General features: G+C 56.1%; 11 protein-coding genes. 7 read left to right on the plus strand and 4 right to left on the minus strand.

Going from position 1 to position 13,119, the window contains the following annotated elements:
- Window positions 1–171 precede the first annotated feature (171 nt).
- From ACM6JM_RS22305 to ispC, 4 genes are all read right to left on the minus strand, one after another.
- Window positions 172–1,155, minus strand: coding sequence for a TauD/TfdA family dioxygenase (locus ACM6JM_RS22305; protein WP_039770085.1), 984 nt, complete (start codon window positions 1,153–1,155; stop codon window positions 172–174).
- 39 nt (window positions 1,156–1,194) lie between these two features.
- Window positions 1,195–1,935, minus strand: a complete 741-nt coding sequence (locus tag ACM6JM_RS22310) for a thioesterase II family protein (protein ID WP_039770083.1) — start codon at window positions 1,933–1,935, stop codon at window positions 1,195–1,197.
- Window positions 1,936–2,006: 71 nt separating this feature from the next.
- Complete coding sequence (locus ACM6JM_RS22315) at window positions 2,007–3,179, minus strand: MFS transporter (RefSeq protein WP_007956351.1); 1,173 nt, start codon at window positions 3,177–3,179, stop codon at window positions 2,007–2,009.
- An 84-nt stretch (window positions 3,180–3,263) separates the two neighbouring features.
- Window positions 3,264–4,439: a 1-deoxy-D-xylulose-5-phosphate reductoisomerase gene (ispC, locus tag ACM6JM_RS22320; protein ID WP_414882618.1), complete on the minus strand. Its 1,176-nt coding sequence runs from the start codon at window positions 4,437–4,439 to the stop codon at window positions 3,264–3,266.
- A 398-nt stretch (window positions 4,440–4,837) separates the two neighbouring features.
- Here ispC and idi point away from each other — a divergent pair, with 398 nt between their 5' ends.
- From idi to ispG, 7 genes are all read left to right on the plus strand, one after another.
- Entirely contained in the window at window positions 4,838–5,383 is a 546-nt protein-coding gene (idi, locus tag ACM6JM_RS22325) for an isopentenyl-diphosphate Delta-isomerase (RefSeq protein WP_414882501.1), read from the plus strand.
- A gap of 13 nt (window positions 5,384–5,396) precedes the next feature.
- Complete coding sequence (gene dxs, locus ACM6JM_RS22330) at window positions 5,397–7,229, plus strand: 1-deoxy-D-xylulose-5-phosphate synthase (RefSeq protein ID WP_414882502.1); 1,833 nt, start codon at window positions 5,397–5,399, stop codon at window positions 7,227–7,229.
- Window positions 7,230–7,256: 27 nt separating this feature from the next.
- Window positions 7,257–8,216: an SAM-dependent methyltransferase gene (locus tag ACM6JM_RS22335; RefSeq protein ID WP_414882503.1), complete on the plus strand. Its 960-nt coding sequence runs from the start codon at window positions 7,257–7,259 to the stop codon at window positions 8,214–8,216.
- A 30-nt stretch (window positions 8,217–8,246) separates the two neighbouring features.
- A complete protein-coding gene (locus ACM6JM_RS22340) occupies window positions 8,247–9,326 on the plus strand; it encodes a terpene synthase family protein (protein ID WP_414882504.1) in 1,080 nt (359 codons plus the stop codon).
- A gap of 106 nt (window positions 9,327–9,432) precedes the next feature.
- Entirely contained in the window at window positions 9,433–10,467 is a 1,035-nt protein-coding gene (locus ACM6JM_RS22345; RefSeq protein WP_414882619.1) for a Rieske 2Fe-2S domain-containing protein, read from the plus strand.
- A 167-nt stretch (window positions 10,468–10,634) separates the two neighbouring features.
- A complete protein-coding gene (ispH, locus tag ACM6JM_RS22350) occupies window positions 10,635–11,564 on the plus strand; it encodes a 4-hydroxy-3-methylbut-2-enyl diphosphate reductase (protein ID WP_414882505.1) in 930 nt (309 codons plus the stop codon).
- Window positions 11,565–11,589: 25 nt separating this feature from the next.
- Entirely contained in the window at window positions 11,590–12,858 is a 1,269-nt protein-coding gene (gene ispG, locus ACM6JM_RS22355; protein ID WP_414882506.1) for a flavodoxin-dependent (E)-4-hydroxy-3-methylbut-2-enyl-diphosphate synthase, read from the plus strand.
- Window positions 12,859–13,119 lie beyond the last annotated feature (261 nt).

Below are 13,119 nucleotides of genomic sequence, written 5' to 3' on the forward strand. Positions count from 1 at the left end.
GATCGGCGGCGTGACCAGGAGGCCCGGTCGTATCAACAAGAACGAATGACAAACGCAATGATTTAGCGGGGCCGGGCAATCACCGGCCGACGGTTGCCGGGACTGGCGCACAAACGCCGAGGCCGGCTCACGACCGGCTTCGACAACCACCCGCTCAACTGATGCAACGGGTCAGAGTGCGTCCTGGGAGTGACCTTCGGCCATGGCCACGATCACCTTGCGCGGGCCTTCGAACGGCGAGCGGGCATGGGCCGACAACATGTTGTCGAGCATCAGCACATCGCCCTCCTGCCACGGAAAGCTGATGGCGCATTCGTCGAGCACCGCACGAATCTGGCTCAACACTTCATCCTCGATGGGCGAACCGTCACCGTAGTAGACGTTACGCGGCAGATCCTCCTCATCGACGATGTCGAGCAGGCTCTCACGCACCTCCGGTTGCAGGTTGGAGATGTGGAACAGGTGCGCCTGATTGAACCAGACCATGTCCCCGGTGACCGGATGCCGGGCCACAGCCTGACAGGTCTGGCGGGTACGCAGTTCGCCGTCGTCCTTCCACTCGCAGACAATGCCGTGGGCCTGGCAATAGGCCTCCACCTCTGCCTGATCTTCGGTGTTGAACACATCTTCCCAGGCCACATCCAGGCCGTTGCCGAAGTTGCGCACATACATCAGGCCTTTGCTGACAAAGCGTTCGCGGATCGCCAGCGGAATCCGGCGATACACTTCGCGACTGTCGGCAATCGGCGTTTCGCCACCGGACCTGGCCGCGATCATGCTGTAGAACCAGATCTTCATCGGCCAGTCCCGGGAGTAGGCCTGCTCGTTATGCAGCGGAATACTCTGGTGCGCCGGGTATTCGGTGGAGGTGTATACCCCCTGCGTCACGTTGGTACGTGGCGTGGAGCCGAACTCGTAGTTCAGCAGCGGATGGCCGAAGCTCGCCGCAAACTCGCGAAAGCGCTCCGCACCCTCCAGCCGGAACCCGCGAAACAGCACACCGCCGTCTTGCAGCAGGTGCTCATCGACCAGCGCTTTCAATTCGTCGAACACCGCCAGCAAATCGGTATCGGCGTCGCTCGCCTCCACCAGCAGCGGCAGGCGACCGCGATGCGGCAACAACGGACGGACGGAAAATCCCTCAGCAACAGCCATGACTGGCCTCCTCAAAACACTCGATAGGTGAACCGCGCCTTACAGCGCCGGTGCCGCCGACAGCGCATGGCGCCGGTGATGGGCTTCCAGGTGATTCTTGAGCGTGCGGATGACCCGGGCTTCATGCTCATGAATGAAGAAGTGCCCGCCGGTCATCATGTCCACCGAAAAACTGCCCAGCGTCTCTTTGCTCCAGCCGATCAACTGTTCAGTGGTCGCCCGGTCTTCCTTGCCGCCCAGCACATGCACCGGGCAATTGAGCAGTGGCCGCTCGATCGGCGTGAAGCGTCCGCACATCATGAAATCGGCGCGCAGGACCGGCAGCGTCAGGCTCATCAGCTCCTGATTGGCCAGTACTTCTTCGCTGGTGCCCTGAAAGGTGCGCAGCTGTTCGATCAGCTCTTCGTCGCTGCGCGGCTCGGAAAAACCTCGGTCGTAATCGCTGCGCATGCTCGGGGCGGCGGTGCCGGAGGCGAACAGCGCCACCGGCTCGGGGGCTCCAAGATCGCGAAAGGCGTGGGCCAGCTCGCACGCGAGCAGCGCGCCCAGGCTATGCCCGAACAGCGCATAGGGCGCCTGCAGCGAAGGTTTATGCTCGCGAGCCAGTTGCCGGGCCAGGGCCCGCATGTCGATTTGCAGGGGTTCGTCGTAGCGCGCGCCGCGTCCGGGCAACTCCACCGGTTGCAGTTGCATCCACGACGGCAGCTGGCGCCGCCAGCGGCTGTAGACCATGGCGCTGGCGCCCGAATAGGGCAGGCACAGCAGTGTCAGCTTTGTCACCGCGTTTACCTCAATGGGTTATCTGTAAAAGAGAACGGATGAGGCACGGCGGGAATTAGTCCGGGTGACGATCACTTCAAATGACGGAAACTCTGCACCGCCGAGCCCAGCACCACCGCCCCGGCGGCAATCGCCAGCCAGAAGCCGCTGCGGGCGCCGAACGCATCCACCAGTGCGCCGGAACCGGCAGCGCCGATGGCCACACCGATGCTCAAACCGGTCACCAGCCAGGTCAGGCCTTCGGTGAGTTTGGCTGGCGGCACGATGCGCTCGATCAACGCCATCGCCACGATCAGGGTCGGCGAGAAGAACAGCCCGGCGATAAACACCGCGACGGCCAACCCGAAAATATTGCTCGCCAGCAACAGCGGCAAAGTGGTCACCGCGGTCGCCAGACCGCCGTAGAGAAACAGACGCGGCAACGGCAGCTTCGAGCGCATCGCGCCGAAGGCGATACCGGCCAGACAGGAACCGATGGCGTACACCGACAGCACGATGCTCGCCGCCGCCGGCTGACCCTGCTGCTGGGCGAACGCGACGCTGACCACATCCACCACGCCGACAATCACGCCCATGGCGAGCATCAACGCCAACAGCCATTGCACGTCGGTCGAACGAATGATCGAACCCTGATGCTGCGATTCGTGCGGATGCACCGGCGGCTCAGTACTGCGCTGGGCGACGAACGCCGTGACGCCGATGGCCAACATCAACAGCGCCGCCAGCGGCCCGGCCTCGGGGAACACGCCGACGCACAGCCCTACCGAGAGCGGCGGGCCGACAATAAAGCAGACTTCGTCGAGCACCGACTCCAGCGCATAAGCGGTCTGCAACTGCGGCTGGCCGCGATAGATTTCGGTCCAGCGCGCTCGCGCCATCGCCGACATGCTCGGCATGCAACCGGCCAGCGCGGCGCAGACAAACAGGGTCCAGGTCGGCGCCTGCAAACGGGTGCACAACAGCAACATCAACAACGCGCCCCCACCGATCAGCGCCGCCACCGGCAGCACCCTCCCCTGACCGAAGCGATCCACCAGTCGCGACACCTGCGGCGCACAAAACGCCGTGGCCAGCGCAAACGTCGCCGCCACCCCACCCGCCAACGCGTAGCCGCCGGTCAATTGCGAGAGCATGGTGATCACGCCGATGCCGGTCATGGAAATCGGCATGCGCGCGATCATCGCGGCAATCACAAAAGCCCGGGCGCCGGGGGCGTTAAACAGTTCGCGGTAAGGGTTTGCCATCGGATGCAGCCTCATCAGGGGCGGCCAAGTTGCCACAAAGCCTGACGGGCGGGGAAGCGAGGAATTGTTGGTGGAGTGTGAAGACTACAAGCGTGCGATTGACTCACGACTGACTCTACGTGCCTGGTCATCTATTGCCAGAATGTCGTCAATCGTATTAACCGGCGCTGAGTCGATGCGTTGCAGGGTTCGATCAATGACTCGCACGATGTCAGTGAAAGAAATTCGCATGGACAAAAAGGCGTCGACCGCCACTTCATTTGACGCGTTCAGGACAATACTTGCCGCCGGCGGTTGATTGATCACCTCCATGGCCAACTCAAGACACGGGAAACGAACAAGATCAGGTTTCTCGAAGGTCAATGCCGACAACTGGCTGAGATCCAATGGCGCGACGCCTGAAGTTATACGTTGCGGATAGGCCAACGCATGGGCAATGGACATGCGCATATCGGGATTGCCCATCTGTGCCAGTACGGACTGATCCCGAAAAACCACCATCGAATGAACAATGCTCTGAGGGTGTATCAGCGCCTCGATACGCGACGGCGCCGTATTGAACAACCAGCTGGCCTCAATGATCTCCAGGCCTTTGTTAATCATCGTTGCTGAGTCGACGGATATTTTTCGGCCCATCACCCAGTTGGGATGAGCACAGGCTTCTTTGGGCGTAACGTCTCTGAGCGATGCCAGCGAACGCGTCCTGAACGGCCCGCCCGAGGCGGTCAGAATCAACCGCTCAACGCCGGATAATTCGGGATCACAACCTTGCAAGCATTGAAAGATCGCATTGTGTTCGCTATCCAGCGGCAAAATAACTGCACCGGACTCTCTGGCCGTGCGCATGAACAACGCACCAGACATGACTAAGGCTTCCTTGTTGGCCAAGAGTATTTTTTTTCCGGCCCGGGCAGCGCTCAAAGTTGGCAGAAGCCCTGCCGCACCGACAATGGCAGCAACGACGGTATCGCACTCTGCGACACAAACGACCTCGCACAAAGCCTCAATACCGCAACATACTTCGGTACGTGACTGTACTGCCTGTAGATGTGCCTGAAGCTCTATCGCGTGGTGCGGTTCACTTACGACAGCCACGATCGGGTTAAACTCAAGACACTGTTGAAAAAGCTTTTTTATATTGCAATGCGCACTTAATGCATACACAACATACTTGTCAGAGTTACGTGCGACTACATCTAAAACACTGTCGCCAATAGACCCGGTAGAACCGAGAACACATAGGCGTTGTAACATTTGAATACCCTAACCCATCAAAACCAGACGTTAAAACTTCGATATATACAAAATCGAAATCACCCAACATCAAAAAAACTCCCACGACCTGCGACATCCACCATCACGAAATTCAGAGAAGTTCTGTCTGACAATAGCTACAAAGCTACGTACCACAAGTGCTATCTCTATGAGCGTTTGCTATAAGCATCAATACAATTCTGAATATTCACTCGCAAAATACCGCATACACCATAGAACTATACAACCAGAAAAACGCACCAAGAATAAGAAAAAGATCTAATCAAAATTTGCCCCTTCAACAACAAACAACTAACTTCCAACCACAACACCCGTCTGTTTTTCCCTAAGAAGTCTGGTCAGCGTAGTAACGCCCAGTAGCGAAGACGTATTGGAGTCTAGCTATGGAAGAGTTACTTATTCTGGTCAATCGGCGAGATCGTAAAAAAGGCTGTGCGCCCAAGTTGCAGGCCCATCAATTCGGGCTTTTGCACCGTGCGTTCTCGATCTTCATTTTCGATAACACTGGCCGTGTCCTGTTACAACAACGCGCCTTCGGCAAATACCATTCTCAAGGCCTGTGGACCAACACTTGCTGCGGGCATCCCCGGCTTGGCGAGCGGACGCTTTCAGCCGCAAAACGCCGTTTGCAGGAAGAGATGGGCATAACCTGCTCCTTGCGCAAGGTTTCCACGCTGCTCTACCGCGAAGAAGTCTCGAACCAACTGATAGAGCACGAGTTCGACCACGTGTTCGTCGGTGTCAGTGACTGTGACCCCATCGCCAATCCCGAAGAAGCCCATGCATGGCAGTGGCTCAAGCTTTCACAACTCCCCGCACGCATCGCAGCTGCCCCCGAGACCTTCACCGTTTGGTTCCGTCGGATCGTCGAGACCACCGGAGTTGCCAGGATAAGCACCTGGAAAGAACTCGCAAAAACGAACCACTAGAAAGGAATCCAGCATGTTCGAATTACTCAAGACCATCGATAGCCCGGTTGATTTGCGTGCGCTGCATGTCGCCGCCCTGGGCCCACTCGTGGATGAACTGCGGGCGTTCATTTTGCATAGTGTCGCTAGAACCGGCGGTCACCTCTCGGCCAACCTTGGCACCGTGGAATTGATTGTTGCGCTGCATTACGTGTTCAACACCCCCAACGACAGAATCGTGTGGGATGTCGGCCATCAGGCCTACGCCCACAAAATCCTTACCGGTCGACGTGAAGCGATGGAGAGTATTCGCCAATTCGGTGGAATTTCCGGCTTTCCTCGCCGTTGCGAATCTGAATTCGACACCTTTGGCACGGCGCACTCGAGCACTTCCATCTCGGCGGCACTGGGCATGGCGTTGGCCGCTCGCAATCAATCGCAACCCCGCCATTGCGTAGCAGTAATCGGCGACGGCGCGGTAACCGGCGGCATGGCATACGAAGCGATGAACAATGCCGGCTTATATAAGCAATTGCCGTTTCTGGTGATTCTCAACGACAACGACATGTCGATCTCGCCACCGGTCGGGGCCTTGCGCGAATACTTCGGGAAATTGAAGCAGGTAAAAGAGTCAGGAACACAGGCGACTTTTTTCGAAGCCTTGGGCTTTGGCTACACAGGCCCCATCAACGGCCATCAACTCGACGAGTTGCTGCCTGCACTGCGTGCCCTGAAAAAACTGCGCGGCCCGCAACTGCTGCACATTGTCACGGAAAAGGGGCACGGTTATTCACCGGCAGCATCCAACCCGGTGCTTTACCACGGACCGGGAAAATTTGACCCCGCACACGGTATCGATCCCCCTGTGACCAGCAAGGCCACTTACACCCAAGTATTTGGCAGGTGGATATGTGATGAAGCTGAACGTGATCCAAACGTCGTGGCAATCACCCCAGCGATGTGCGAAGGATCAGGTCTGGTGGAGTTCGAACGACGCTTCCCCGACCGTTTTTTCGATGTCGGAATTTCCGAACAACACGCGCTGACCTTCGCTGCAGGATTGGCAGTCGAGGGTTTGAAACCGGTGGTGGCGATCTACTCGACCTTTTTGCAACGAGCTTACGACCAGTTGATTCACGATATCGCTATCCAGAATCTGCCTGTGGTTTTCGCCATAGACCGGGCTGGTATCGTCGGTGCCGACGGCGCCACTCACACGGGCGCTTTCGACATCGCTTATCTGCGCTGTGTACCGAACCTTACTGTCATGGCCCCGGCAGATGAAGACGAATGCCGGCAGATGCTCCACACCGCACTCCTCCAAAAAGGCCCGAGTGCAGTGCGATATCCACGCGGATCGGGTAACGGCATCGTTACATCGCGGGCATTGCATACCCTGCCGGTGGGCAAAGGTGAAATCCGCCGAACCTCCACGCAGCCCACCGGCTATCGCATCGCCATCCTGGCGTTCGGCTCGATGCTGCGCCCCGCCCTTGAAGCCGCCGAAGCATTCGACGCCACTGTCGCCAACATGCGCTTTATCAAACCCCTCGATGGGGCCCTCGTTGAGCAACTGGCCCGGAACCATGATCTGTTGGTAACCATTGAGGAAGGTTGCGTGATGGCGGGTGTTGGCTCAGCGTGCCTGGAGCAGTTAGCCGCGATCAGCCACTCACCGCCAGTGCTGCAATTGGGCTTCGTCGATCAATTCATCGAGCACGGTGCATCTGAAAAATTACTGAGTATGTGCGGGCTCGATGCGCCCGGGATCACGCGTTCGATAGAGGTGTTTATAAGCCGCCTCGATGTGAAGTTTCCCGACAACAGCAACGCAACGATCGGCGTGTCGTTGCGGACACGAGTATGACGTGAATATTCACAAGGAGAGAAAACAATGAGCAAACAAGCCAAACCGGCTGTCATCGCCGACGAAACTCACTTGCCCTATCAGATCATTCAAGGATCCAGCGTCGATAACTACCAGGAAAAGGTTGTATACACCTATGGCGACAGTCCCGAAGACTGGCGCAAGGCGATCGGTAATTACATCCTCTTCCAGTTCGGTGTCTATGACGATCCACGTTCGACACCGCCAATCAGCCTCGACGAGTCAGGTATTCGCTACTTTGAGCGCCAACTGAAACTGGCAGGTCTGGAAGAACCCGATCGCCCACCGATCAAACGTATTCTCGATATCGGCTGTGGCTGGGGTTACATCCTTAAGTACCTGGCCGAACGCTTCCCGGAATGCCAGCACCTCGACGGCGTGAACGTCAGCCGGCGCCAACTGGAATTCTGCGCAAAATTTCACGCCGAACAGGGTTTGACCGATCGCATCAATCTGTACCTGTGCAACGCCAAAGACATCGAATTGCTCCCCGATGCCGATGAGCCCTATGACCTGGTGATCATTCGCGGCGTGATCTCGCACTTTCCCGATGAACTCTACGAAAACACCATGCGCGCCCTCTTTTCTCGAGTGCGCGAAAGCGGCGTCGTGGTGATTTCCGACAACCTTTACAACACCGATCCCAAGGAATACAAACCCGACACTCCGGATGACGTGGATCGCTTGGCCTGCAAACACCGCAAGACACCTGAGTACTTTCGTCAAGTGCTGGAAGGGAGTGGTTTCACCACTCATGACATGCGCGTATTGCCATCCAACATAGATGTTGCACGCTGGTTGATGGATTCGAAAGCCAATATTGAAAACGAGGAACTGTTTCCGAATGGGGTGACGGGGGCATTGGAAGAGTTGCGGGTATTGGCGGAGAACTGGTCGGTGGCGCTGCTTAAGAACAAGGTTTCTACTTATAGTGTGATTGTAAAAAAGCCAGGCGAAAAGTTCTGATCGCTTTTAAAAATATCACAAGGAGTCTACATGACCACTCTTACACTAACCAATATCAATTGCCCATTGCCATATAGAATTTATCCAGAAAGTGAAAAGCTTGAGGAAGGAGTTATCTCGTGGATGGATAAATGGCATTTATACAGTGATGAAAAACATCGGCAACGTCTGGCCAGCGTTGGATGCGGCCGCCTGGCGGCACTGATGTACCCCTATGCGGCGAGTGCTTATATCGCACAAATCTTCGCGGACTATACTCTTTGGGCTTTTTCATTTGACGACGAGTACTGCGACGAAGGTGCAATGAGTGAAAACCCCGCGCGATCAATTACCGCCATGTTACAGATGCAACGCTCGATCGAATCACCCGAAGTCCCCGCTTACCCTGAAAACAATTTTGCAATGGCTTTACGCGACATACGTCTAAGGCTGGACAAATATACAACTCCATTACACACCTCTAGATTTGTAAATACTCAACGTGGCTACTTCATGGTCGAAGTAGGAAAACTGGTCAATCCACAACCAACCTTGAACGATAGCGCACTGCTGCGTCTTAGTTCAGGTGGCGGAATGGTTTTTCCAACTTTTGGCCATATTAGCACCCTGGTCAATATAAGCCAGTCAGATATGGAGGATCGACGCCTATGTGCTCTGACCGAAATGGCTGCAATGATGATTGTCTGGGAAAGTGACTTCTTTTCGTATGGCAAAGAACTGGCAAGAGATCCCGAGGGCAGACAACATAATATTGTCTCTCTGATTCAACAGCGCACTGGAATTACTCATAATCAAGCATTGGCAGAAGCTTTCAGCATGCGCGACAACATTGCTGGCTTGTATATGCGACTGAGAGAGTCTGTGCTAGCAAAAGCATCACCGGAAGTTGAAGCCTATATCCAGAGCCTGGATTGTTACTGGCGTGGGGGGTTGGAGTGGATAATTGAAAACCCTCGATACCGTTACTTGAATGGAGTCGACGGACCACTGGCTTATTACGGGGGAACTCTGACCGAGAACTTCCCGGATAATTGCAGGGGAATAGTCGATATTCCTTCAATATCTTGGTGGTGGCATTACGATCCTTTGCATTCAGCCCCTATAGACTAGGCCACATAGAGAAAAAAGTGTGCGACAGGAATCCTGTCGATTACGAGATAGTGGGGAAACTCACCGTCCATTAATACTCAACTATAGGTGGGATCACTTCGTGACAATGTCGAGCACTCCTAATGAGAGGATAACTCCATCAACTTTATATCCTGACGGCTGGTTCGTACTGTGCTTCGCCAGTGAACTCAAACCCAAAGCTGTGAAAACGGTGCCATTCATGGGCGAGGAATTAGTGCTTTACCGCACGGAATCAGGCGCTGTCCGAGCCGTCGAGCCCTTTTGTCCGCACCTGGGTGCCCATCTCGGAAGAGGAGGAAAGATCGTCGGCGAAACCATTGTGTGCCCGTTTCATCATTTCGCGTTCACTGCGGATGGCCATTGCCTACACACTCCCAGCGGGATCAAACCGCCACAGGCAAGGCTCACTCACCGCCGAGTACAAGAATGGAACGGACTGATATTCGTGTGGCAGGGATCTGATGTACCCCACGCAATATGGAAACTGCCCGACCTTCAATTGGCAGGATTTCCCACTCCGCTCAGAAGTCATCACAACGCACGGGGCAACCTCCAGAACATAGGCGAAAATGTCTTTGACCTGAACCATTTCGCACCTGTTCACAGCTGGATGAATGCAGTCATGCAGCCACCTATCGCCGAAGGTCATCAACTGACAGTCCAGTACACTATGGAAGTACTCGGGCTCGCCATAGAGATGAAAATGACGCTTTACGGGCTCGGATTAACGGTTGTGGATGTGACCCAGAAACGACTAGGTCTGCATATCATATTGATGGTGACTCCTACCCAGATAGCCCCACAGCAATGGTCATTGAAAGACTTCATGGTGCTTCGGGTCGAGAGGCTCTCGATGTTCCCACGCTGGATAAGAAACACATTGAATCTGGCCCTGACAGCGGCGGCTTACCATTTCTGGTTCATTCCTGAGGCGAAAAAAGACCTTCATATCTGGGCGTACAGGAATTACGGCGCAAAACCTAAACTCACCGTCAACGAAGGCCCGATTATGATTTTCCGCAGTTGGACGGCGCAGTTCTATCCACCTCATGAAGTCGCGCCCGAAAAGCTACCGCTAACGGGATCGCTCATTGCTTCTACCCGCGACATACACACTTGAAGTGTCACGGAGCCAGGGCCAGCAATGGACACTGATCGCCCTTTGAGTAGCATCGAACAGCCGTAAAAGCCCCTCGCGAACCTTTAGCGACAGAGATGTGGGCGAAGCCTGTTCAGATAGATTGTGCTCATTGACAGGTAAATACCGAAGGAACGTGAGAATCCACCATGAAAGTCATCCTCGCCCAACCCCGAGGTTTCTGCGCCGGTGTAGTTCGCGCTGTCGATACCGTCGAACAGGCCCTTGAGCAATTCGGTGCACCAGTCTATGTGCGGCACGAAATCGTCCATAACCAGCACGTGGTCGAGGACTTGCGGGCCAAAGGAGCACGATTCGTCGAAGATCTGAATGAAGTACCAGCCAATGCCGTCACGATTTTCAGCGCTCATGGTGTTGGAAAAGAGGTAGAAAACAATGCTCACCAGCGGGGATTAAAGGTCCTGGACGCCACCTGCCCGCTGGTGACCAAAGTGCACAACCAGGGTCGTCAATACGCTGCCCGAGGTTATCAGGTGATCCTGATTGGCGAACCGGACCATCCCGAGGTGATCGGCACGCTCGGACAAATTCCCTCTCCGGTGGTGGTCGTACAAACCGAAGCGCAAGTCGCCACACTCGAGTTTTCACAGGACACACCGCTGGCCTACATCACCCAAACCACCCTCAGCGTCGACGACACCCATGCAGTAGTCGACGCACTCAAGCGGCGTTATCCGCAGATCATCGGACCCGACACCCGCGACATTTGCTATGCCGTACAGAATCGTCAAACGGCTGTACGTGAACTGAGCCAATGCGTCGATGTGGTGCTGGTGATCGGCAGCCCACAAAGCGCCAACTCCGTGACGTTGCGTGATATCGCCGCTGAAACAGGAATCCCCAGTTACCTGATCGCCGATGGCAGCGCAGTTCACAGCGAATGGCTTAACGATCAATCGACCATCGGTATTACCGCCGGGGCTTCAACGCCTGAGGCAATGGTCAGCGATGTTCTCAACGCCCTGAGCAGGATCGCCCCGCTCCAGATCGAGAACCTGCCGGGGCGCGAAGAACATGTTCACTTCCGCCTTCCCGACGGGTTGATCACCCGTCAGTAAGCAGCACCCCACTGGAGTCAAATCCATGGACAACCCCATCGTTCGACGCACCACCCGGCAAGTAATCATCGGTCCCGTCACCATAGGCAGCGAAGGGCCTGTTGTTGTGCAGGCCATGACCAACACCGACACCACCGACGCCCAAGCCACAGCCCGTCAGGTCGAAAGTCTGGCGCTGGCAGGTGCCGAGCTGGTGCGGATCACGGTCAACAGCCACGATGCCGCAGCGCAAGTGGCGCACATTCGCGAGCTTCTGGATCGGCGCAACATTAAAGTGCCGCTGGTGGGTGACTTTCATTTCAACGGCCATCGTTTATTGGCGGCATATCCCGAATGCGCCGAGGCACTGGGCAAGTACCGCATCAACCCCGGCAATGTCGGCAAAGGGGCCAAGCGTGACGAGCAGTTTTGCAGCATGATCGAAGCCGCCTGCCGCTACGGCAAGCCGGTGAGAATCGGCGTTAACTGGGGCAGCCTGGACCCGGTTTTGCTGGCTCGAATGATGGACGCAAACGCGGCATCAGCCCTGCCGCTGGAGTCCGATGCGGTGATGCGTGAGGCGCTAGTGGTATCGGCGCTGGAGAATGCGCAACGGGCCATCGACGTCGGCTTGCCGGCAGACCGGATTGTGCTGTCGGCAAAAGTCAGCCATGTGCAGGATTTGATCGCGGTGTACCGCAATCTCGCCGCACGTTGCGATTTTCCGCTGCATCTGGGGTTGACCGAGGCCGGCATGGGCTCCAAAGGTATCGTCGCCTCCTCTACCGCGCTGGCGGTGCTTTTGCAGGAAGGCATCGGTGACACGCTGCGCATTTCCCTGACTCCGGAACCCAACGGTGACCGCACCCGTGAAGTGCTCGTGGCGCAGCAGATTCTGCAGGTCATGGGCTTGCGTGCATTTACCCCCACCGTGGTGGCCTGTCCCGGGTGCGGGCGCACCACCAGCAGCTTTTTTCAGGAACTGGCGCAGCAGATTGAAGGTTTTCTCCAGGCCCGAATGCCCGAGTGGAAAATGCAATTTCCCGGCGTCGAAAATATGCATGTCGCGGTCATGGGCTGCGTCGTCAATGGCCCGGGCGAAAGCCGTCTGGCGAACATCGGCATTTCCCTGCCTGGAGCAGGAGAGCATCCATCGGCACCGGTGTACATGGACGGCGAGCGGGTAATGACACTCAAGGGCAGCAACATCGCAACGGACTTCACTGAGTTGCTCGACGCCTACGTGACTGCCCGGTATGGCCTGCAATCCGAGGCCAAAGCCAGACTGGAAGCACTGTTAAATCCATCCCGGTGAAGTTGAATAGATTTAGCAACGTCGTTGGAGATCTCTTCAAGTTTCAATGTGAACTCGTAGCCAAGTTGCCACAAAGCCTGACGGGCGGGGAAGCGAGGAATTGTTGGTGGAGTGTGAAGGGAGTGCTCCCGCGAAAAGTTCAGGGTCTTGGCTTCGCCAATTGCCTGCCTGACGCTTCGGGCGGGTCGCTGACCGCTCGTCCATTGAGCTGCGCACCTGTCAAACCTGACAGGTGCGTAAATTCTGCCAAAGGTTTTACAT

The sequence above is a fragment of the Pseudomonas sp. IT-P2 genome, assembly GCF_949767575.1.
Lineage (GTDB): Bacteria > Pseudomonadota > Gammaproteobacteria > Pseudomonadales > Pseudomonadaceae > Aquipseudomonas > Aquipseudomonas pharyngis.